Raw genomic sequence first — 23086 nt, forward strand, 5'->3', positions numbered from 1 at the left:
CTTAGTTACCAATATGGTGTAAACCTAGATCACATGAACCAACTGAAACCAACAATACTTACGATGAAAACATTTCAAAGTTTCCTATTTTCACTTATTATTTTCACCACCTCCTGCAAAAAGCAAGATACCACCAATGCGATTCAAATTGATGGCCTGACCGATACTGTGGAGGTGCTTCGTGATGAAGTGGGTATCAACCATATTTACGCAAAAAATCAGCACGACCTGTTTTTCGCCCAAGGATATTATGCCGCAAAAGACCGTCTCTTTCAGTTTGAGATATGGCGAAGACAAGCCAAGGGAACAGTGGCGGAAATTTTGGGCGAAAGGGAACTAAAAAGGGATATCGGCACCCGTTTGTTCAAATTTAGGGGCGATATGAAGACCGAGATGCAACAGTACCATCCCGATGGAGAGGAGATCATCACTGCATATACCAATGGGGTAAACGCTTACATTGAAGAAGTACTACAAAACCCCGAATTATTGCCCATCACTTTCAAGGCCCTGGGCATCAAGCCACAGAAGTGGACTCCAGAAGTCGTCATTTCACGCCATCAAGGCCTATTGGGCAATATTACCAATGAATTGGACATCGGTAGGGCGGTCGCTAAATTAGGTCCTGAAAAAGTAAAAGAATACTATTGGTTTCATCCCAAAGAACCTAAATTGGAATTAGATCCAGCAATTGACCCAGACCTATTGTCCGATGATATATTGGAATTATATGAAGCCTATCGGACCCCTGTGAAATTTGAGCCGGAAGATATTTTACCGGATTACCGTGTTGAGCAAAGTTTGAGCCAAAATGCTGAGCTAAAGATGTATCCATCTGAATCCGATAAACTGTGGATTGGCAGCAACAATTGGGTAACCAGTCCTTCACTTGCAGAAAATGGACATGCCTATATGGCCAATGATCCGCACAGAACCGTGGCAGTACCCTCTCTTCGCTATTGGACACACTTATCTGCCCCTGGTTGGGACGTAATTGGCGGAGGTGAGCCAGAGATTCCTGGAATTTCCATCGGACACAATCAATACGGTGCTTGGGGTTTGACGGTTTTCAGAACAGATGGGGAAGATTTGATGGTCTATGAGCTGAATCCTGAAAATCTCAATCAATATAAATATAAGGACAGTTGGGAGGACATGGAGGTGATCAACGAGACCATTCCGGTAAAGAACAGTGAAGCTGCCCAGGTGGAACTGAAATATACCCGCCATGGCCCCGTCACCTATATCGATTCCCTGAATCATGTGGCCTACGCTGTGCGATGTGCTTGGATGGAACCTGGAAGCTCCCCTTATTTGGCTTCCCTGAGAATGAATCAAGCTAAAAATTGGGAAGAATTCAGGGATGCCTGTAATTACAGTAACATTCCGGGCGAAAACATGATATGGGCGGATAAAGAAGGTAACATAGGATGGCAAGCAGTGGGAATCGCCCCTGTCCGAAAAAACTTCAGCGGATTGGTTCCCGTTCCCGGTGACGGCAGGTACGAGTGGGACGGCTACCTCCCTATCAAACAAAAACCCAACGATTATAATCCTTCCAACGGTTTTATCTCAACTGCCAATCAAAATGTAACTCCCGATGATTACACGGAATGGGACGCTATTGGCTATATGTGGAGCGATCCATTTAGAGGGGATAGATTGAAAGAGGTACTGGGCTCAGGTGAAAAACTGACCATGGAGGACATGAAGGCTTTGCAAACCGATTACCTGTCCATACCGGCTCGCACCCTTGTTCCACTATTGGAGAGTCAAACTTTTACCGACGACCTATTGAAACAAGCCCAACAAGGGTTGTTGGATTGGGATTTTGTTTTGGATAAAAACTCGGCAAATGCAGCTATTTATGTGGCATGGGAAAGGGAGCTGATGAACGATTATTTTGAATATTTCCCAGATGCCGAAGTACAATCGGTCATTTCCAGGATACAAATGAACAAATTGATGCAATGGATCCTTCGCCCGGAATCAAAATTTGGTGATAATGCAATGAACAAACGAGATCGTTATCTAGCAGGGACTTTTGCTTCTGCGGTAAAAGGCCTTTCCGAAAAATTTGGAAGTGATATGGCAACATGGCAGTATGGTCAAGCGGATTATAAACATGTGCAAATCACACATCCATTGGGCAACGTGGTCAATGCCGAATTACAATCCAAATTGAATACGGACAAATTACCCAGAGGGGGCAACCAATATACTCCCGGGGTAACAGGAAGCAACGACAACCAAACATCTGGAGCCACTTTCAGGATCATTGTTGATGTAAATGACTGGAATGAATCCGTAGGGACAAATTCACCCGGACAATCCGGTGACCCTGATAGTCCCTTTTATAAAAACCTTTTTGAAGATTGGGCCAACGATACTTACTTTCCAGTCTACTACACAAGAGATAAGATAGAATCGATTACCGTTGACAAAGACCAACTTGTTCCAAAACAATAAATTACCCACCATAAATGGCAAAGAAGAAAATAGTTGTATTGACCGGTGCAGGAATGAGTGCCGAGAGTGGACTAAAAACCTTTCGCGACGAAAATGGACTTTGGGAAGGTCATGATGTAATGCAAGTAGCCTCGCCGCAAGGATTTGCCAGAAATCCCGAACTGGTACTTGAATTTTACAACCAGCGGAGAAGGCAATTATTGGATGTTTCGCCCAACAAGGGCCATTTGGCGCTGGCCGAACTGGAACAAGGGTTTGATGTAAGCATTGTAACCCAAAACATTGATAATCTTCATGAGAAAGCAGGTAGTTCCCACGTGGTGCACTTGCACGGCGAACTGTTCAAAGTGCGCAGTACGGTAAATGAAAACCATATATTGGACTGGAAAAAAGACTTGGTTTTGGGCGATACAGATGATATGGGCAATCAATTGCGTCCGCACATTGTGTGGTTTGGTGAAATGGTTCCCATGCTGGAAACTGCTGCGCAAATCACACAACAGGCCGAAATATTGATTATCGTGGGAACATCCATGCAAGTATACCCGGCTGCAAGTTTAATACATTATGCATCCAAACAGACCCCAATTTACTTTATTGACCCCAAGCCAAACATTCGGTCGGCCGATTTTAATAACCTTACCGTGATTCCGGAAACTGCTGCCGAGGGTGTTCCCCAATTGGTGAAAGAACTTTTTAATAGTTGGCCCTAGCTTCATTGGCCCATGCAAGCAGAGCACTTATTTGTTCATCGGACAATTTCGCATCTGCATGGGTCCAAGTGTATTCATTTAAAGGCATTTCACCCTCCTTCACTTCTTCGATAACCTCTTCGAGTTTGTGATCTTTCTTTTTCGTGTCATAGCTTTCCCAATCGGAAAAATTCAAATGTTCTTTTCCCTCCTCAATATGGTCTGCCAACCAATAGGATACCGGTGCTATGTTATTGTACCAAGGATATTCGGTATTGGCACTATGGCAATCATAACAAGCTGTCTTCAAAATTTGCTTTACTTCAACTGAGGGTTGTGTCTCGGCTTCAAAAACGGCCACATAATCGCCTTCAGCCTTGTTTTTTTCAGGACGATAGAATTGCATCCCGATCAATACGATCAATAGAACTATTGCTATTTTTTTCACTATTTTCATCACGTACAGGATTTTAGTAAATATATCGATTTTTTGTGACCGAAGAGCAGCTTCATACCGAACTTAGTTCAGGCAGAATATCCAAATCCCAAATTGATGACTTGGTCAATCAGTTAACCAAGGAGCCCCAATTGGCCCAAGCTCTCTACAAGGAGGTTTTATTGGAAGACAAAGAAGGTACCTTTAATGCGAGCTGGACATTTGACCATTTGATGCGCAAAAAACTAACCTACCTACTTCCTTTTTTTGAAGATTTTGTCAATGGTTTATCAGTTTTAAAGACCGAATCCTGTATTCGGCCCACGGCTCATGTTTGCGAAATGATATGTGAAGCCTATTTCAAAAAAAAGCAACCGGAATTTGTTCAAAATATAACGGATGAACAATTGGAAAAAATCATGACTGCTTGTTTTGATTGGTTGATTGGCCCCATAAACGTTGCACCAAAGGTATTTGCTATGACAAGCCTTTACTATTTGGGTCTTAAGTTTGATTGGGTACACCCCGAACTCAAACTCGTTCTAGAAGAAAGCTACGCCTCTGGTACCACAGGATATAAAAACCGTGCAAAAAAAACTCTGGATAAGTTGGCCAAATTGGGTGTCTAAACCGCAGGTTTAAGTATCTTTGATGCTTTCAAAATTTTCTGGACCATGTCATTGACACCACTTAATGCCATTTCGCCGATTGACGGTAGATATAGAAACAAAACCAAAGCCTTAAAAGACTATTTTTCGGAAGAGGCCCTGATCAAATACCGCGTTCAAGTAGAAATTGAATACTTTATCGCGCTATGTGAGGTACCCTTGCCACAGTTGGCCGATTTCAACAAGGCTTTGTTCCCAGAATTGCAGAAAATCTACCAAGAGTTTTCTTCGGAGGATGCCCAGACCATAAAGGACATTGAAAAAACAACCAATCACGATGTAAAAGCCGTGGAATACTTCATCAAACAAAAGTTCGATGGGTTAAAGCTTCAAAAATACAAGGAGTTTATCCACTTTGGGTTAACCTCCCAAGATATCAACAACACGGCAATTCCGCTTTCCATCAAAGAGGCCATGAACGATGTTTACGTGCCCTCCTATTTGGAAGTTTTTGAAAAACTAAAAGAGCTTTCCAAAGAATGGGAGAACATCCCTATGTTGGCCAGAACACATGGTCAGCCAGCCTCCCCTACCCGATTGGGCAAGGAAATCGACGTGTTTGTGGAGCGGTTCAAGGAGCAGTTCAATTTGTTGAACGATATCCCCAGTGCAGCAAAATTTGGTGGTGCCACCGGGAATTACAATGCACACAAAGTGGCATATCCCAACAACGATTGGAGAGCTTTCGGAAAACAGTTTGTACAGGAAAAGCTAGGGTTGTACCACTCCTTCCCCACCACTCAAATTGAGCATTACGATCATATGGCCGCTTTGTTCGATTGCCTCAAGCGCATCAACACCATTTTGATTGATTTGGACAGGGATATTTGGACGTACATCTCCATGGATTACTTTAAGCAGAAAATCAAAAAAGGAGAAGTAGGGTCTTCGGCCATGCCACATAAGGTCAACCCTATTGATTTTGAGAATTCCGAAGGAAACTTGGGCTTGGCCAATGCCATTTTTGAGCATTTATCGGCCAAACTGCCCATTTCCCGATTGCAACGCGACCTCACGGACAGCACCGTTTTAAGAAACGTAGGTGTACCTTTTGCACATACCATAGTTGGATTTCAATCCACGTTAAAAGGGTTGAACAAACTGGTATTGAACCAGGCCAAGTTCGAAAAGGACCTGGAGGACAATTGGGCCGTTGTGGCTGAAGCCATTCAGACGATTTTGCGAAGAGAAGGCTATCCCAACCCCTACGAAGCCTTAAAAGGTCTCACTCGTACCAACGAGAAAATCAATCAAAAATCCATTGCCGATTTTATTGAAACCTTGGACGTTTCCGATGCCATTAAAACTGAGCTGAAACAAATAACCCCAGCGAATTACACCGGGGTTTAATTAAGTTCGGCTCAAACCATCTCGACTGCGCTCGATGTGACACACATTCCTTGGCTTTGTGAAGACAGTCATGGTTGTCATTCTGGAGGAGCACTGCAACTGAAGAATCTCTTTTCAAGAATAAGAACAAGAGCAAAAGCATCCCCAATTATTCGGGTAATTCGTGTAAATCCCTTGCCCAAGATGAGATGTCTTGACAGCCTTTGAAATTACGAAGGAACCGGCTCACAATGCTTCTCGAAATCCCTATCAAACCTTTACCATTGACCTGAATGCTTACTAATCAACCAAGCCAATATTCTACTAATCGGAACATCCAAGAATCCAACTACACCATTATCCTTGCTTATGAATCTCCACCTGATGTGGGTATGGAATTTCGATTCCAGCTTTGTCCAGAGCGATTTTGCAATTTTCGTGGGTCGCGAAATATACATCCCAGTAATCCTCGGGCTTGCAAAAAGGCCTTACCGCAAAATTCACAGAGCTATCGGCCAATTCCAATACGTTTACGGATGGTTCTGGATCTTTAAGTACTTTTTTATTTGAGGTCAATACCTTTAACAATACTTCTTTGGTTTTTTTGATGTCCTCATCATACCCAACTCCTATTACAGTATCCACACGCATTTTCCCCTCGGCTGTGTAATTGATTATGTTACCGTTGGCCATGGCACCATTAGGGATAATTGCAAGCTTGTTCTGCGGAGTTACCAACTTTGTGGTAAATATTTCGATTCCCTTTACTTTTCCCAAAATGCCCTGTGCTTCTACCAGGTCTCCAATTTTATAAGGTTTGAAAATCATGATCAACACACCTCCGGCAAAATTGGACAGTGAGCCTTGTAAGGCCAAACCCACCGCAAGACCTGCTGCTGCGATTACGGCGGCAAATGTGGTAACATCCACGCCCAATCGGGAGATTACAATAATGATCAAGAATACTTTGAGGGCCCAAGAAAAAAGGTTGAGTAAAAACTTTTGTAAGGATTCATCGTACTTGCTTTTCGACATTACCTTTCGGGTACCGCCAATAATCTTTTTTACCACCCACATACCTACAATGTAGATGATAAGGGCCGTAATTAGTTTGGGACCGAATTCTTTGGCCAGTTCAATTCCATAATCGAACCATTCTTGTGCTTTTTCCATGATGCCTAGGTTTTGTTAGTGTTCTTATAATGAGACACTAAGATACTAAACTAGGTCACTTATTATCTGCCATAACCAAAAAAGGGCGACAAACGTCGCCCTTTACTCAATATATAATGTTTGGTCTTAGCCTTTTAAGAAGTCCCCAATTTCACCAAGGCCTTCACCTTTATAATCGGATTTTTGAATGGCCTGCATTAACTGCACAATGTGAGCCGGGTTCATATCTTTACCTAGTACACGTACCAGAGCAAAACCTTTGTCTTTACTATCCCCATAAATGATTACTTCATCAATGGCGTCCTCATCACCCAAATATTTGATAACGCCTTTACCGTATTGCGAGTTGATTTTCATTAACTCCACAAAGTCATCATTTTTTAAAATCTCGCGCACCTTTTTCTTTTCAATTTCATATTCAGCTTCATTGTCCGCATTCTTTCTAAAGGCCAATAAATTAAATTTACGTAGGGATTCTATGGCTTCTATTTGAGTTGGATTCAAATCTTCCTCATTTAGTTTTAGAATACTGGCGGGAACATCGATGGACAAAAAGTTCGGATTTTCCGAATTGTCCACATAATATTCTTGCAGACTGGGCTGCGAAGCGCATGAAGCCAGAAGTATTGCTCCGGCTACCAACATGGTTTTAATAATATGTTTCATCTTATTTTGTTTTTGATTGATTCTGTCAACTGATAATCAGTTGACAATAATTAGTTGGTTTTTTTTGCATTTTGTTACAATTCCCAACCGATTATTGTCAACCGATATTCTCTATTTAGTTTTTCTTACTTGCTTCGTTAAGTTCTTCTGGCAAGTTCATTTTCTTGGTCAACGAACTGATCTTGTTCAAATCTATATCACCTGTAAGGGATAAGATTACGGTTTCGAACTTTCTGCCATCGGCCTCCACGTTCTTCATTCCTGTTACGAACATCAACAGTTCGCTTACATGGTCTGCATCCCGTCCTTCTTTAATATAGAATTTAACGTTGGCATCTTTGTCCTTAACCCTCATCAACTCCTCCATTTTAGAAGACTTTAAGTAGCTCTCCACAGAAGACTTCATATCCTCTCCTATTTTCTTGTTTTCGGTCGTAAACACCTTCAAACTCTTAAGACTGCTTGTAATATCAATAAAATCTTGTGCTTCCGGGTCATCGACCTCTACATCGATTTTTGCCAAAAGATTGAACATGCTTTTGTTCACCACTACGGATGTTACATCATCCAAATCTTCAAACTTGTCAAAAAGGGATTGTGAGAACCCTGCCAAAGGCAATAATGCCATTACTGCGATTAAAATATACTTTTTCATTTTGTTACGTTTTTTAATTGTTGTTGTAAATTTTTTGTTTTGCTTCTTCGAACTCATTGAGGTAGGCCACTTTTTCTGTGCCACGGTTAAAATTTTCCGCTAACAACTCAAAAGCTTTTACGGTTTCCTCGTAGGCGTACTCCGCCTGTTCTTGTTCCAAACGCTTTGTTTCTTGGTACTGATTACCAAAATAAATGCCAAAGGTGAGAACTACTGCCGCTGCAACGGATAGCCACTTGTAATAGTTTACTCTAGGTTTTAATGGTACCTGCTTGGTGTACTTTTCTTCCTTGGCTATGGAAAAGTAGTTGAACATGGGCTTGTACTGCTCCAAGTGAGGTGCAACCTCATCTTGCGAAAAATATGCCCTAAGTGTTCTTTCTTCGTCCACTGTCGCAGTGGCCTCGAAATACTTTTCCAATATTTTTTCTATGTTACCCAATTCCATAGTTATGTTTTTTAATTAATTCCTCTCTCACTGTTTTTCTCGCCCTCGACAATGCTACGCGCACCGCTGTGGGTTTCATGTCCATGAGCTCGCATATCTCGTCGAACTCATATTGCTCTACATCCCGTAGTTGCAATATCATTTTTTGTTGTTCTGGCAGGTCCTCCATAATTCGTTCCATCCAACTTACACTGTCTTCGGCCTCCAATTGTTTTTGTAAGGAGGAGTTTCCATCGGTGTAATTACTGTGAACCAATTTCAAGTTCCCTGCTTGCTTGGACTTTAAACGGTCCAAACAAAAGTTTTTGGTCATGGTCATGGCAAAAGCTTCTACGTTTTTATACTTCTCCATGGATTCGTTCTTTGACCATAGCTTCAACAAAATTTCTTGAGTGGCGTCTTCCGCTTCCTCTCGAGAGACCAACAGGCGTTTTGCCAACCTGTATAGCTTATCCTGAAAGGGTAAAACCACATTTAAAAATTCTGTTTGTTTCATTTGGTTGTCTTAGTTGTTTTTGTGTCTTTCTTATCGACCTACACTATCACGACGATACATATCGAAATTTGTTACAAAAAATTTGCAATTTCCCCATATAAACCTATTTTGCAAGGAAAATTTGTATGGTCTCCCATGCTTATTTACTCAATTCAACCTACACCTTAGATATATTTGGAACAAAATTTGAGTGAATTCAAAAAAAAATGAAGCTATGAAAAAATATTTCTTCCTATTTATAGGACTAACCTTTTTTATTGTTGCTTGTAGCAATGATGATAATCAAATTACAAACCCCACCAGTACTCCCGAACCAGAAACGGTAGATGTTACGTCCCAAAATTTTATGTGGCAGGCCATGAACCTCTGGTATTTTTGGCAGGCTAATGTTAATGATCTCGCTGACGACAGATTTTCCACAAATACCGAGTATACCGAGTACCTGGAGTCTTTTGAAGATCCCGAAAGTTTTTTTTATGATACACTTCTATTTGGTGATGACCGATTTAGTTTCGCCAACGAAGATTATTCGGAGCTGGTAAGTAACCTATCCGGCGTATCCCAAAGTAATGGCCTGGAATTTGGATTGGGACTAATTGGCGATACGGATAATGTATTCGGATTTGTTCAATATATATGGCCAGATTCCGATGCTTCCACCAAGGATATTCAAAGAGGAGAGTTCTTTACGCGGGTAAATGGCATTCAACTCACCGTCAATAATTATGTCGATCTGCTTTTTGGGGATAATAGTTCGTATACACTTGGAATGGCCACTGTGTCCAACAATACCATTTCTGACAGTGATAAAGAAGTCGTCCTAAACAAAATAGAAAACCAAGTGGAGGATCCTATTTTGATTTCCAAAACTTTGGATGTTAACGGCACAAAAGTCGCTTACTTGATGTACAATAGGTTTTTAAGCAGTTTTAATGAGGATTTAAATGCTGCCTTTGCAGATTTTAAAGCTCAAGGTGCCACCGAACTTGTTTTGGATATGCGTTACAACCCCGGAGGTTCTGTAAATACATCGCGCCTTTTGGCCAGTATGATCTATGGCACCAATACCAATGAAGTTTATATTAAACAACGTTGGAACAATAAGATACAAGAGCAATTAAGTGATGATTACCTGACCGACTATTTTGCCAATACTACAGGGACCAGCCCTATAAATACACTTAACTTGAGTAGGGTTTTTGTGATAGCCACAGGTGATTCCGCTTCGGCCAGTGAATTGGTCATGAACGGACTTGACCCCTACATTGATGTTATCCATATTGGTGAAACCACCCGAGGTAAAAACGAGTTTTCCATTACTTTAGTAGACGACCCGGACAACTCCTATATTTATAATAGTAATCGCGAGGGCAGTATCAATGCTGGAAACTCTTGGGGACTACAACCTTTAGTAGGTAGAAATGAGAATTCTATCGGGTTTTATGACTACACTAGCGGATTAAACCCTGATATTGTGCTTGGGGAGGATTTGAGCAATCTTGGTGTATTGGGCGACGTAAACGAGCCTCTTTTGGCTCGTGCACTTCAAGAAATTACAGGAGTATCCGGTAAATTTGACTTTACCGTTGAAATGCCTGCAAATACTTTTACATCTTCCAGACTGGAAACTCGATTAAAGGACAATATGTATTTGGAAAAACCATTGCAATTGAACAAATAATAAAAAAAGCGGCCGATTGGCCGCTTTTCTTTTTTTAAAGGCTCAGGTTGAGACCCACCCTAAAGTTTCTTCCCCGGGTCGTGAAGCCGAGTAACTCCCTATAATCCTCGTTCAATAGATTATCTGCGTTAAAGAACACATTCAGTTTGCTCGGAATCAATTCGTGTCTAATGGAAAAGTTCAGTAAAGAAAAAGGCTCCAAAGCGATATCCATAAAGGTCGCGAAGTTCGTATCAAAACGTTTGCCGGTGTATGCGTATGTCAATGATGCATTGGTACCCTCAAAAAACTGATACCATAAGGACACATTGGCCTTATGCTTTGGGATACGGATGGCATTGTCCCCTTTGCGCTCCGTATAGGTGTAATTGGCATTTACGCTAAAACTGCTCCAAGGCAACCACGTAGCTTCAACCTCTACCCCATTGGCATCTATTTCATCCGCTATATTAATGCTCATAAAATTGGCATCGTACCCAATGGCATTGGTCTCGTTTCTATCAAAATAAACCGCGCTGATTCGAAATGTATTGTTCAGTTTAAATTCCACACCACCTTCAAGGGTCGAGTTTTCTTCAGGTTCCAACTCCGGGTTGCCTCCAAAGGCGCCGAAAAGTTGTGTTAAATTAGGTGTGATGTACGATGTGGCATAAGACCCCATCAGTTTTACATACCCATTATCCGTATTAAAAACATACGACGGGTTTACATTGTATACAAAATGATTTCCATATTCGGAATGATGGTTCAAACGGGCTCCCACATTCAAATTCAACCCAAAATCCGAAACATAAACCAGATTGACATAAGGATCTACGATAGCAAAGTCAACTTCATCTACAAAAATGGCTTCGTCCTTTATATAGTTTATACCAAGTATGGTATGGAATTGCTCACCAAAAACATATTTGTTGTACAAATCCAAGACCCAATTGCTGCCCTTGGTATTGCTCTCGCCATAAGTATCGTTGGCCACGGACTCATAATCTGCAAAAGCAGCATTCAAGTACAACGAGCCTTTGCCATAACCCAACTCTGAGGACAAACCAACACGTTGCTGCTCGTTCACGCCCAAATTGGGAGCTTCAGCCATCGAAGCGTCATATTCATTTTTGAACTTGGTCTGGTTCCCATAGACCTGAATTCCGAAGTTTTCCGAAAACTGATAGCCCAACTTTACATTGGTGCTAAAGTGCGAAAAAACATCCTCTTCGTTCTCTGGGGTCACCGCTGCCGAGAGTCCACTCTTATATCTATTGGAAAAATCAACCCCATAATTGAACTTGCCCAAAGTACCGTTTACGTTTGCCGAATTTTGAACGCTTCCAAGATTATAATTTTGGTCATCGGCAGTTTGATTGGTCCCTACGCTGGTTTCAAAATTACCAGCGATCTTTCTTTTGGAACTCTTTTTTGTAGTGATGTTGATCACGGCCGTAACCGCGTTGGTACCATAAAGCGTACTGGCCGCCCCTTTAATGATCTCGATGGACTCGATGGTATTGGGTGACAGTAATCTAAGGTCGTACTCCGCAGAAAATGTGGAGGGGTCGGACACACGGACACCATCAATAATCACCAAAACCTGACGTCCACGGCCACCACGGGCATAAACCCCTAACACGGCACCGTCACGGCCGCGGCTACCGGCTAGCTCGATACCACTTTTAGTGTTAATGATTTCCGCAACCGTCCTGCCTTGGTTGCGTTGCATTTCCTCGGCAGTGATCTTGATCACCGTTTTACCAGAGTTTTCTCTTTTCAATTCAAATTTTGAATCGCTTACAACAACCTCGTCCAGTTGTTGCACTTTAAGTGAATCTTGCTGTACATTTTGCGCAAAAATCCCCTTACCCGCCAATAGAGCGGTAATCAACCATAAATGATTTCTTTTCATTTCGTTTAATTGAATAAACGGGAGAATAGTATGTGATGCATACGTAAACTTTTATCCCGAAAGTTTAACATTGTTTGTTTGAACCTGGCAGGTCTCCTGGCTTATGAAATGTTGCTCGCCCTTCCCATTCAAAACATCTGAACAGTGGGTATGTAGAAAGCAACACCCTCCTTAAGAGGCGCCAAAAAATAGTTTGGCATACATTTACAGTTGCGGGAACAGCTCCGGTTTTGCACCGGATTCCCTTTTAATCCCACGGAAACTCCGTGCGAACCAAAATTCGGGGTCAAAGCTAATCAATCTGTTTAATCTTTTTCCGTAAAACTTAAATAATCTTACTTTTGGCCCATGGCAAAAAAACAGCACACCATTCTGCTCTTGGGATTTCTTTTGGCTCTGTTTGCAGGATGCGATCAAGAAAAAAAACCGCAATCCGTTAAAAATCAAAAATCAACCTCTGCAATAAAATATGCAACGGGTTTTACCGTGGAAAAAGAGGGTAACTTTACCGTAATCGTAATTACCGCAGCCTGGCCAGGAGCGGATAGCTTTAAATACGTATTGGTGCCAAAGGAAAAATTACCGTCGGTGACTTTCCCAAAAGGGGAATACGATGCCATCATTGGAACTCCTGTGGAGAAGGTAGTGCTTACCTCTACCACGCATATTGAACCCATAAAACAATTGGGGGAATTGAATTCTATTGTGGGTTTTCCAAACACGGACTATATCTCATCCCCCGAAGCGAGGGAGCGAGTGGAAAGCGGTCACATTAAAAATTTGGGGATGAACGATGTTCTCAACACGGAAATGGTTCTTATGGTAAACCCTGAATTGATCATCGGGTTCAGCATCAATGAAGAAAACAAGGCCTACGATGCCATTGAAAGAGTAGGTATTCCCATAGTTTACAATGGTGATTGGGCAGAACCAACCCCTCTGGGAAAAGCTGAATGGATCAAGTTCTTTGCTCCTTTTTTTGGAAAAGAAAAATTGGGCGATAGCATTTTTACAGAAATTGAAATATCCTATAAAAAGGCCGCCTCATTGGCAAAAAAGGCAACATCCAAACCTACTGTTTTAACCGGCGGACTTTACAAGGATGTGTGGTACGTAGCAGGGGGCGGAAGCTGGATGGCCAAATTTCTAAATGATGCCAATGCCGATTATCTATGGAGCAATACCAAGGAAACAGGGAGTATCGGACTCAGTTTGGAGTCGGTTTTGGATAAAGCACAAAACGCCGAATTCTGGTTTAATCCTTCCGCCCATACCACTTATTCGGAATTAGGCGAAGCAAACCCACACCATAAAGAATTCACCGCTTTCACCAACAAAAAGGTATATTCCAATGCGATGGACAAAGGGGGTAAAGGAGGACTTATTTTCTACGAATTGGCACAGCACCGTCCCGACATCGTCCTAAAAGATTTCATCAAAATATTGCATCCAGAGTTACTGCCGGAAAAAAAACTTAAATTCATTAAACCATTACAATAAATGAAAGGCTCAAGGACATATCGTATTTCCTTTGTCCTTTTGGCGCTGGCACTGCTATGCGCATGGCTTTTGAACATTAGTTCAGGTTCTGTAAGCATACCTTTCACAGATATGATTTCCACGCTGTTCGGTACATCTCCCGAGAAAGCATCTTGGGAATACATTATATGGAATTATCGATTGCCGAAGGCTTTCACCTCTATTTTGGTGGGCGCAGGACTTTCGTTGAGCGGACTTTTAATGCAAACCTTATTCAGAAATCCCTTGGCAGGTCCTTTTGTACTTGGAATAAGCTCAGGGGCCAGTTTGGGTGCCGCTTTATTGTTAATGGGCGTTTCTTTGTTTACAGGCTATACATCTTTTTCTTTTTTAGGTGATATTTCTCTTGCCATTGCCGCCAGTATTGGAAGCTTTTTGGTGCTTTTGATCGTATTGATTGTAGCGCAAAGGGTAAAGGACACCATGGCCCTGTTGATTATTGGATTGATGTTCGGCAGCATTACTTCTGCCCTAGTTAGCGTGCTGGCCTATTTTTCCAGTGCGGAAAACCTTCAGCGCTTTATATTTTGGTCATTTGGAAGTGTGGGCAACCTCTCCGTGAACCAAATACTGTTAATGGGAGGCATTGTTGCCCTGGGTGTTTTATTGAGCATCCTCTCCATAAAATCATTGAATGCCTTTCTTTTGGGGGAAAACTATGCGCAAAGTTTGGGAGTCTCCCTGAAAAAATCACGATTGACGATAATCATTGCAACAGGACTTTTGGCCGGTGGTATTACAGCATTTGCAGGACCCATTGCTTTTGTGGGCTTGGCCGTACCCCATTTGACCAGACAGATTTTTGATACCATGGAACACAAAGTGTTGATTCCCGCCGTAATGCTGTACGGGGGCATTTTAATGCTTCTGTGCGATACCTTGGCACAATTGCCCAATTCCGCCAGTGTATTGCCCATAAATGCCATTACATCCTTAGTGGGGGCTCCTGTGGTGATATGGCTCTTGGTGCGTAAACGTAAAATGATGTTCTGATGGCAAAAACCGGGAAAAACATATTGTCCATTAGCCAATTATCCATTGGGTACGGTTCCAAAACCGTGGCCAACAACATCAATTTTGATTTGGGGGCCGGTATGCTTTGCGGCGTTGTAGGCGTTAATGGAATCGGGAAATCTACGCTACTTAGGACTTTGGGCGGATTTCAACCGAAACTCTCCGGTGATATACTTTTGAATGGAAAACCGCTGGAAAAATATAGCTCGTCCTCACTATCCAAAGAACTTAGTGTGGTATTGACAGAGCAACCTGCTTCCAAAAATCTCACGGTTCAGGAATTGATTGCTTTGGGAAGGCAGCCCTATACCAACTGGTTGGGCACATTGACGAAGGAGGACAAGCAACAAATCCAAGCTAGTTTGGATGCCTTTTTGCTGAACGAACTCCGACACAGCAAATGCCACGAACTAAGTGATGGGCAGCTACAACGAGTGCTGGTGGCACGAGCCATGGCACAGGACACGTCCTTGATCCTCTTGGATGAACCGACCACGCATTTGGACCTATATCATAAAGTGCAGATTTTAAAAATGCTTCAGGAATTGGCGCACAACAAACAAAAAACCATTCTGTTCACCACCCACGAAATCGAATTGGCCATCCAATTATGCGACCGAATACTTATTTTGGATGGAAAAGACCATCCCTTTGGAGACCCGTGTCAACTTATCGAACAAAAGCACTTTGACCAATTGTTTCCTTCGGAAATGGTACAGTTTGATGGTAAAACGGGTTCTTTTAAAGTGAATAAGTAAGTACACTTTCCATTTCGGCATCAAACGGAATCCGTTATCTTTATCCTGCAGAAATTTTTTCATGAGCACAGAGATCATCTACATCATAATAGGCATTGCCACATTGGCCATTGGGCTCTTTGTGGGCATGTACATTCAAAAACTGAAAACCAAGTCCACGGAGAGTGTTTGGGGCGAAAGGGAGCAGCAACTAAATGCAACCATCAAATCCCTGAACGATAAATTGTTGCTCAATGATGAGGAGCAAAAACAATTACAACGTGAAAAAGAGCAGCAGAGCAATCAGATTGTGCGATACCAGGCCGATTTGGAAAATCTTCAATTAAAGAACAGGGAACAAAAAGAAGAAGTAGAAAAACTTCAGGAAAAGTTTACCAAGGAATTTGAAAACCTCGCCAACAAAATCTTGGACGAAAAAAGTGAAAAATTCACCAAAAGCAACAAGGAGAACATTGAAAATATCCTGACCCCACTCAACAAAAAAATTAAGGAGTTCGAGGAAAAGGTGGAAAAATCACAAAAGGAAAACATTAGTATCCACTCCGCACTAAAGGAACAATTGCTCAACTTACAGACCCAAAACCTTAAAATCACCCAAGAAGCTGAAAACTTGACCAAGGCCTTGAAAGGCGATAGCAAAATGCAAGGAAACTGGGGCGAACTGGTTCTGGAACGTGTTCTGGAAAAGTCTGGCCTGGAAAAGGATAGGGAATATAGCGTGCAACAAAGTTTTAAACGCGAAGATGGCAGTCGGGTAATGCCCGATGTGATCATCCACCTGCCCGATGGCAAAAAAATGGTCGTGGATTCCAAGGTTTCGTTAACAGATTATGAGCGCTACACCAATGCAGAAGAAGAGGACAGGCCCAAATTCCTGAAGGACCATATCAACTCCTTACGAAGACATGTGGAACAGCTGTCTTCCAAAAAGTACGAAGACCTTTACGAGATGGAGAGTCCTGATTTTGTGTTGATGTTCGTACCGATAGAGCCTGCATTTGCCATTGCCATAAATGAGGACAACTCCCTCTACAATAAAGCGTTTGAACAAAATATTGTAATCGTTACGCCTTCTACGCTATTGGCCACACTCAGGACGATTGATTCGATGTGGAGCAACGAGAAGCAGCAACGTAACGCTATTGAAATAGCTCGACAAGCAGGTGCACTTTACGATAAATTTGAAGGATTTGTCACCGACCTGACCAAAGTGGGCAAAAAGATGGATGAGGCCAAAAGTGAATACCGTGGAGCCATGAACAAATTGGTCGAAGGACGTGGCAATATTGTCACCACCATCGAAAAATTGAAGAAAATGGGGGCAAAAGCTAAAAAATCGCTTCCCGAGCCCATTTTAAAGCGCGCCCACGAGGACGATTTTGAAGAACTTAATTAGAAACACTGACCATGAAAAAATTCCTGACCATTTTTGTTGTTGCCATTATAATTGGCGTTGTGGGATATTTTGCTTTCGTCTATTATGTACCCTATAGTGAGGGCTATCGTTCCGGCGAGCTCATTAAATTCAGTAGAAAAGGGGTTTTGGTAAAAACATGGGAAGGCCAGATCAGCCAAGGGTTGTCCGGTACCAATGTGTTTTCGTTCTCCGTGGAAGACGGTGAAAAGGAAATCATTGAAAAAATGAAAGAGTACCAAGGCCAGTACATCAAAGTTACCTACAAAGAACGCTATGCCACATTTTTCTGGTTAGGCGACACCAAGTATTTTATCACAGAAGTAAACTCTGAAAAATCACCGATTTTTAGGAATTAATATGAAAAAGTTCAAATCATCCAGGGAAAGCAGGGTTGCCATCACCGAACTGATGCTCCCCTCCCACTCCAATTTTGGTGGCAAGGTACACGGTGGACACATTCTCAACCTCATGGACCAAATAGCCTTTGCTTGTGCTTCCAAACACTCACAAAGCTATTGTGTTACCGCTTCGGTAAATCGAGTGGATTTCCTGAACCCCATTGAAGTTGGAGAGCTAGCTACACTAAAGGCTTCCATCAACTATACCGGAAAAACCTCGATGGTCGTGGGCGTACGTGTAGAATCCGAAAATGTGACCACGGGAGAAGTCAAGCATTGCAACTCCTCTTACTTTACCATGGTGGCCAAAGGCAAGGACGGCAAAAACAAAACGATTCCCGGTCTAATATTAAAGACAAAGCAAGATATACGCCGTTTTGCACGCAGTAAGGAGCGTAAACAATCCGCCTTTAAACGCGACAGCAAATACGAATCGAATAACTTTAAAGTAAACGAATACTTGGAATTTCTAAAAGGAGAAAACGTTAAGATGGATTTTGATTAAGCTTTGCAGCAGCTTCCTTATCCAAAAACCAAACTAAATTTCCTGATGATGGATTAACCAAAGATGCAGGGTATGCATCGGATCCTTCGGTTTTTTCAACAACGGCTTTCACCTTTTCTGCTTTTGATGCTCCCGTGACCAAAAAGGCCACTTCTTTGGCTGCATTGATGACCTTCCCGTTAATGGAAACTCTTTTTTGGCCCGAATCTGGATGAGTAGCCACCACGCAATGGTCCTGGGAATCCCACAACTCAATCTCGTGAGGGAAAATGGAGGCGGTATGACCATCATCGCCCATACCCAATATCACTAGGTCAAATTGTGGCGTCTTCTCCACTCTATCCAAATCTATTTCCAAAAGATTGGCATAGCGCATTGCTTCGTTAACAGGATTTTTTTCACCCAAAATCCGATTGATGTTCTCTTTAGGCACTTCGATTTTAGAAAACAGGTGCTCCACGGTCATTTTATAGTTGCTTTCATCATCAGAAGGAGGAACACAACGTTCGTCACCCCAATAAAAATGCACATTGCTCCAATCCACTTTATCCGCAAAATTGTCGGCCAACACATCAAAAACTATCTTTGGTGTGCTTCCTCCCGACAATGCCACGTGAAAAGCGTCTTTATCTTTTAATTGATCTACAAAGTAGCTGGAAAACTGTTCTGCTACCTCTTGTTTGTCTTTATAAATTTTTAAATCCATCTTGAATTAATTTTTTTGATTATGCCCTTGGTTTATCCAGAGCGCAACCAAAGGACTCGAACTGACACATCGGACATCGGAAAAATCAACAAATCACACAATAGCCAGGGTCTTCCGCCAAGTTCTCGCTAGGGTTTCGCCAATACCCGTCATCTCCGATCAAACTATCTGCATTTTCAGGACCCCATGCTCCTGCGGCATAACCGTACATACGAACATCCTTACCGCTTTTCCAGTAGTTCAAAATCGGATCTACGAATTCCCAGGCCGCTTCTACCTCATCGGCCCTGGCATATAAGGTCGCATCGCCTTGCATGGCATCCAACAACAAACGTTCGTAGGCTTCCATTACATAGGTTTCGGCCAAACTGGAGTAGTAAAAGTCCAGATTTGCACGTTCCACTTTAAACCCTTGACCTGGAACTTTGACCCCAAATTTGATCAGAATTCCTTCATCCGGTTGAATCCGGACTATCAATTTATTGTCCATTTCTTGCATGCCGGACCCCCTAAATATTTGGTGGTGGGGTTTTTTAAAGTGGATTACGATTTCTGTCACTTTTGTTGGCATTCGTTTAGCCGTCCTAACATAAAAAGGAACTCCGTGCCAACGCCAATTGTCCACATAAAATTTAATAGCGGCATAGGTTTCTGTGGTGGAATTTGGATCTACCCCATCTTCTTCACGATAGCCTTTCACTTTTTTACCTCCTACCTTGGATGAGACATATTGTCCACGTATGGTGTTTTCAAAAAGCTCTTTTTCGTCGGTCATAATGCGTAAAGACTTCAGTGCCTTTACTTTTTCGTTCCTAATTTCTTCAGCATCGGCGCCAATGGGCGGTTCCATTACCACCAACGAAACAATCTGTAAGAGGTGGTTCTGAAACATATCCCGCAGCGCACCGGACTTATCGTAATAGCCCCCACGCTTTTCCACACCCACACTTTCTGCATTGGTAATTTCTACATGCTGAATGTAGTTGCGGTTCCATAATGGTTCAAAAATACTGTTGGAAAAACGGGTTACCAATAAGTTTTGGACGGTCTCTTTCCCCAAATAATGGTCGATTCTATATATCTGATGCTCTTTAAAGTATTGATGAATCCCCTTGTTCAACTTTTTAGCGGTCTCCAAGCTATATCCAAAGGGCTTCTCCACCACCAAACGCTTCCATCCATTATTTTGGGTGTTCATCCCGGCGTCGGATAGATTATGGGCTATAGTTTCGTACAAAGTGGGTGGCGTGGACAGGTAATAAATAATATTTCCAGAGGTGTTGTTTTTTTCTTTAAGTTGTTCCACGCGCTTTCTTAAAACCCCGTAATCAGTATCGTAACTATCCCCTAAATCCTCATAAAATAGCTTGTTCGCAAAATTCGTTATTTCACTCTCCTTAAGATCCTTGGTCTTTTCTTTTAAATAATCACTTTTATACACCACGCGGTCGCGAAACGCCTGATCGGAAAGGTCGCTCCTACTCACACCAAGTACTACAAAGTTTTCCGGTAATTGTTTGGCCAAGTATAAGTTAAACAAGGATGGCATCAGCTTTCTTGCTGTCAAATCACCCGATGCTCCAAAAATAACGAGCATCTGATTCTCAGTCTTTTTCATAGTATTTCAGGTTTCTGGCGAGTTATACGCATATTGACAGATTCATTCCAATATGATGTCAATATTTTTGAGCATGACGAATATAAGGTTTATTTTAGGTTCGTATTTCAATAAATCACAACCTTAGGGTTGTCTTAACAACAAAAGAAGAAGAAAAATATATAATGGCGGATACGTATGATTTTGGCCTTGTGGGCCTTGGGGTAATGGGACGTAATTTTATTTTGAATGTGGCCGACAACGGATTTACCGCATTCGGAAATGATTTGGATGAAGAAAAGGTAAGTGCATTGATCAAAGAAGGTGGTGATTCCAACAAAGTGAACGCCACTTCTGATGTAAAAACCTTTGTACAATCGTTGACAACTCCCCGAAAAATCATGTTGTTGGTACCTGCCGGAAAAATCGTGGACAGCGTGATCGAAGGGTTGTTGCCCCATTTGGACAAGGGCGATATTATTATTGATGGAGGAAATTCCTTTTACACCGATACCGACCGTCGCGAGGCCTATTTAAAAGAAAAAGGCATCAACTTTTTTGGCGCCGGCGTTTCCGGTGGGGCCGAAGGTGCCAGAAAGGGGCCCAGTATTATGCCTGGAGGTTCCAAGGAAGCCTACCAACATGTAAAGCCAATTTTTGAAGCCGTTTCTGCCAAATACAAAGGTGAGCCCTGTGTGGCCTATCTGGGACCAAAATCTGCGGGGAACTACGTAAAAATGGTACATAATGGCATCGAATACGGTTTGATGCAGTTGACCTCCGAGATTTATGACCTCCTAAAAAAAGCAGGCGGACTTACCAACGATGAGCTCCATAAAACATATTCGGAGTGGAATGAAGGGCGTTTACAATCCTTTTTAGTGGAAATCACTTCCGAAATATTTGATCAAAAAGATGATTTGACGGATAATGACCTTGTTGATATGATTCTGGACAAGGCAAAACAAAAGGGAACCGGAAAATGGACCTCACAAAACGCCATGGATTTGGGCATTCCGGTACCCACCATTGATATTGCAGTGAGTATGCGGGAAATATCCGCCCTAAAAGCAGAACGCATCAAAGCCGACGAGCTGTACGGTCGCCCTGTGCCCAATGCCGTGGACAAAGAGGATTTTACCGTAAAAGCGGAGCAAGCACTGTATTTTGCCTTCATCATTACGTATGCACAGGGAATGCACCAATTGGCCGATGCCTCCAAAGAATACGGTTATGAACTGGAATTGGGGGAAATTGCCAAAATATGGCGTGCAGGCTGTATTATCCGTGCCGCGTTGTTGGCCGATATCACCAAAGCCTATCAAACGGATAAAGATTTACAGAACCTCCTGCTATCGTCCTCTTTTGTGGAGAAAGTCCAAAGCACGGTCGATGCAGCAAGGGAATTGGTGAGTTATGGGGCGGCCAACGGCATCCCATTGCCAGGATTGTCCAACGCGCTTACCTATTTTGATGCCTATACCAGTAGCCGTTTGCCCTTGAACTTGATTCAGGCACAACGCGATTACTTTGGATCGCACACCTATGAGCGTTTGGACCGCGAAGGTATTTTCCATACCGAGTGGGAGAGGTAGAATCAAATCAAATGAAAAAAGTACTCTTTCTTCTAGCCTTCATCCTTAACCTTTTGACCCTAACAGCTCAAAAAGAACCCTACGTTATTTACAACGCCAAAGGAAAGAAGGTATCGTACAAAAAAATGCTCAAGACCCTTGAGAACAAGGATATGGTACTATTTGGGGAGCTGCACAACAATCCTATAGCGCATTGGCTGCAATATGAGCTTACGGCGGACCTGAATGCCAAAAGACCGCTTATCCTCGGTGCCGAAATGATCGAAACCGATAACCAAGATGAACTCAATGATTATTTATCGGGCAAGATAGACTACAAGGCATTGGATTCCACGGCACGGCTCTGGAAAAATCACAAAACCGATTATGCCCCCTTGGTGGACTTTGCCAAAGACAGTAATTTGGTTTTTGTGGCCTCCAATGTGCCCAGACGGTATGCCAGTATGGTGTACAACGGCGGATTTGAAGCCTTGGATTCACTCCCCGCTCAAGAAAAGGAATGGATTGCTCCCCTACCGATTGCGTTTGATCCGGAATTGCCCGGATACCAAAACATTCTTAAAATGATGGGCGATCACGGTAGCCCCACTTTGGTGATGGCCCAAGCTATCAAAGATGCGACCATGGCACATTTTATACTTCAAAATTATGAGGAGGGCTCATTGTTTTTGCATTATAACGGGGCTTACCATTCCAATGATTATGAAGGCATTCTTTGGTACCTCCAATTGGAGCGACCCGATTTAGAATATGGTACCATATCCACGGTTACACAAGAAAATGTGCATGACCTGGAGGAAGAAAATCGTAACGTGGCGGATTTTATCATCTGTGTAGATCAAAACATGACCACCACTTATTAACCCATCTTCTTCACCCCTCTATTATTTTTCAGTCTAGATTATCTGAAAATCAATTGAGAAGAATATAAAATCCTTATTTTTAAG

22 protein-coding genes and 1 riboswitch are annotated in these 23086 nt (G+C 42.4%); of the genes, 13 read left to right on the forward strand and 9 right to left on the reverse strand.

What is annotated here, in order from left to right:
• Nucleotides 1–63: 63 nt before the first annotated feature.
• Both J0654_RS06535 and J0654_RS06540 read left to right on the forward strand, forming a co-directional pair.
• Nucleotides 64–2469, forward strand: a complete 2406-nt coding sequence (locus tag J0654_RS06535) for a penicillin acylase family protein (RefSeq protein WP_237685895.1) — start codon at nt 64–66, stop codon at nt 2467–2469.
• Between the two features lie 14 nt (nt 2470–2483).
• Entirely contained in the window at nt 2484–3182 is a 699-nt protein-coding gene (locus J0654_RS06540; RefSeq protein ID WP_207026925.1) for an SIR2 family NAD-dependent protein deacylase, read from the forward strand.
• Here the strand turns inward: J0654_RS06540 and J0654_RS06545 are convergent.
• Entirely contained in the window at nt 3166–3618 is a 453-nt protein-coding gene (locus J0654_RS06545; RefSeq protein WP_207026927.1) for a heme-binding domain-containing protein, read from the reverse strand. The two genes, J0654_RS06540 and J0654_RS06545, sit on opposite strands and share 17 nt — an antisense overlap.
• 35 nt (nt 3619–3653) lie before the next feature.
• Between J0654_RS06545 and J0654_RS06550 the strand changes: the two genes are divergently transcribed.
• Nucleotides 3654–4226, forward strand: a complete 573-nt coding sequence (locus tag J0654_RS06550) for a hypothetical protein (RefSeq protein WP_207026929.1) — start codon at nt 3654–3656, stop codon at nt 4224–4226.
• Nucleotides 4227–4271: 45 nt separating this feature from the next.
• Nucleotides 4272–5615 carry an adenylosuccinate lyase gene (purB, locus tag J0654_RS06555; protein WP_207026931.1) on the forward strand — a complete coding sequence of 448 codons (1344 nt, stop codon included), beginning with the start codon at nt 4272–4274 and terminating at the stop codon, nt 5613–5615.
• 336 nt (nt 5616–5951) lie between these two features.
• Here the strand turns inward: purB and J0654_RS06560 are convergent, their stop codons facing one another.
• The 5 genes from J0654_RS06560 to J0654_RS06580 all read right to left on the reverse strand — a co-directional run bounded on the left by J0654_RS06560 (nt 5952) and on the right by J0654_RS06580 (nt 9032).
• A complete protein-coding gene (locus tag J0654_RS06560; protein WP_207026933.1) occupies nt 5952–6767 on the reverse strand; it encodes a mechanosensitive ion channel family protein in 816 nt (271 codons plus the stop codon).
• Between the two features lie 126 nt (nt 6768–6893).
• Nucleotides 6894–7433, reverse strand: a complete 540-nt coding sequence (locus tag J0654_RS06565) for a DUF4252 domain-containing protein (protein ID WP_207026935.1) — start codon at nt 7431–7433, stop codon at nt 6894–6896.
• Nucleotides 7434–7548: 115 nt separating this feature from the next.
• On the reverse strand, nt 7549–8088 hold the full coding sequence (locus tag J0654_RS06570; RefSeq protein ID WP_207026937.1) for a DUF4252 domain-containing protein: 540 nt from the start codon (nt 8086–8088) through the stop codon (nt 7549–7551).
• Nucleotides 8089–8101: 13 nt separating this feature from the next.
• Nucleotides 8102–8536 carry a hypothetical protein gene (locus J0654_RS06575; RefSeq protein ID WP_207026939.1) on the reverse strand — a complete coding sequence of 145 codons (435 nt, stop codon included), beginning with the start codon at nt 8534–8536 and terminating at the stop codon, nt 8102–8104.
• Nucleotides 8523–9032, reverse strand: a complete 510-nt coding sequence (locus J0654_RS06580) for an RNA polymerase sigma factor (protein ID WP_207026940.1) — start codon at nt 9030–9032, stop codon at nt 8523–8525. The genes J0654_RS06575 and J0654_RS06580 overlap by 14 nt, the downstream gene beginning before the upstream one ends.
• 214 nt (nt 9033–9246) lie before the next feature.
• On the opposite strand from J0654_RS06580, the gene J0654_RS06585 reads away from it, so the two are divergent.
• A complete protein-coding gene (locus J0654_RS06585) occupies nt 9247–10713 on the forward strand; it encodes a S41 family peptidase (protein WP_207026942.1) in 1467 nt (488 codons plus the stop codon).
• A gap of 34 nt (nt 10714–10747) precedes the next feature.
• Here J0654_RS06585 and J0654_RS06590 read toward each other — a convergent pair whose 3' ends face one another.
• Nucleotides 10748–12610 (reverse strand): TonB-dependent receptor plug domain-containing protein, encoded by a 1863-nt coding sequence (locus J0654_RS06590; RefSeq protein ID WP_207026944.1) that lies wholly within the window; start codon nt 12608–12610, stop codon nt 10748–10750.
• A gap of 69 nt (nt 12611–12679) precedes the next feature.
• Nucleotides 12680–12903: riboswitch (cobalamin riboswitch) on the reverse strand.
• Nucleotides 12904–12958: 55 nt separating this feature from the next.
• On the opposite strand from J0654_RS06590, the gene J0654_RS06595 reads away from it, so the two are divergent.
• From J0654_RS06595 to J0654_RS06620, 6 genes are all read left to right on the forward strand, one after another.
• Complete coding sequence (locus tag J0654_RS06595) at nt 12959–14110, forward strand: ABC transporter substrate-binding protein (protein WP_207026946.1); 1152 nt, start codon at nt 12959–12961, stop codon at nt 14108–14110.
• Nucleotides 14111–15142, forward strand: a complete 1032-nt coding sequence (locus J0654_RS06600; protein WP_207026948.1) for a FecCD family ABC transporter permease — start codon at nt 14111–14113, stop codon at nt 15140–15142. It begins immediately after the preceding gene.
• Nucleotides 15142–15921 carry an ABC transporter ATP-binding protein gene (locus J0654_RS06605; RefSeq protein WP_207026950.1) on the forward strand — a complete coding sequence of 260 codons (780 nt, stop codon included), beginning with the start codon at nt 15142–15144 and terminating at the stop codon, nt 15919–15921. The genes J0654_RS06600 and J0654_RS06605 overlap by 1 nt, the downstream gene beginning before the upstream one ends.
• A 61-nt stretch (nt 15922–15982) precedes the next feature.
• Entirely contained in the window at nt 15983–17317 is a 1335-nt protein-coding gene (locus tag J0654_RS06610) for a DNA recombination protein RmuC (protein WP_207026952.1), read from the forward strand.
• Nucleotides 17318–17328: 11 nt separating this feature from the next.
• A complete protein-coding gene (locus tag J0654_RS06615; protein ID WP_207026954.1) occupies nt 17329–17694 on the forward strand; it encodes a 6-phosphogluconate dehydrogenase in 366 nt (121 codons plus the stop codon).
• Nucleotide 17695: 1 nt separating this feature from the next.
• Nucleotides 17696–18241 carry an acyl-CoA thioesterase gene (locus tag J0654_RS06620; protein WP_207026956.1) on the forward strand — a complete coding sequence of 182 codons (546 nt, stop codon included), beginning with the start codon at nt 17696–17698 and terminating at the stop codon, nt 18239–18241.
• Here the strand turns inward: J0654_RS06620 and pgl are convergent.
• Both pgl and zwf read right to left on the reverse strand, forming a co-directional pair.
• Nucleotides 18222–18947 carry a 6-phosphogluconolactonase gene (gene pgl, locus J0654_RS06625; protein WP_207026958.1) on the reverse strand — a complete coding sequence of 242 codons (726 nt, stop codon included), beginning with the start codon at nt 18945–18947 and terminating at the stop codon, nt 18222–18224. The genes J0654_RS06620 and pgl overlap by 20 nt on opposite strands.
• An 85-nt stretch (nt 18948–19032) precedes the next feature.
• A complete protein-coding gene (zwf, locus tag J0654_RS06630) occupies nt 19033–20565 on the reverse strand; it encodes a glucose-6-phosphate dehydrogenase (protein WP_207026960.1) in 1533 nt (510 codons plus the stop codon).
• Nucleotides 20566–20729: 164 nt separating this feature from the next.
• Here zwf and gndA point away from each other — a divergent pair, with 164 nt between their 5' ends.
• Nucleotides 20730–22139, forward strand: coding sequence for an NADP-dependent phosphogluconate dehydrogenase (gndA, locus tag J0654_RS06635; protein WP_207026962.1), 1410 nt, complete (start codon nt 20730–20732; stop codon nt 22137–22139).
• Nucleotides 22140–22150: 11 nt separating this feature from the next.
• On the forward strand, nt 22151–23002 hold the full coding sequence (locus tag J0654_RS06640; protein WP_207026964.1) for a ChaN family lipoprotein: 852 nt from the start codon (nt 22151–22153) through the stop codon (nt 23000–23002).
• Nucleotides 23003–23086 lie beyond the last annotated feature (84 nt).

Origin of the sequence: Flagellimonas profundi (assembly GCF_017313275.1) — a bacterium.
GTDB classification, from domain to species: Bacteria; Bacteroidota; Bacteroidia; order Flavobacteriales; family Flavobacteriaceae; genus Flagellimonas; species Flagellimonas profundi.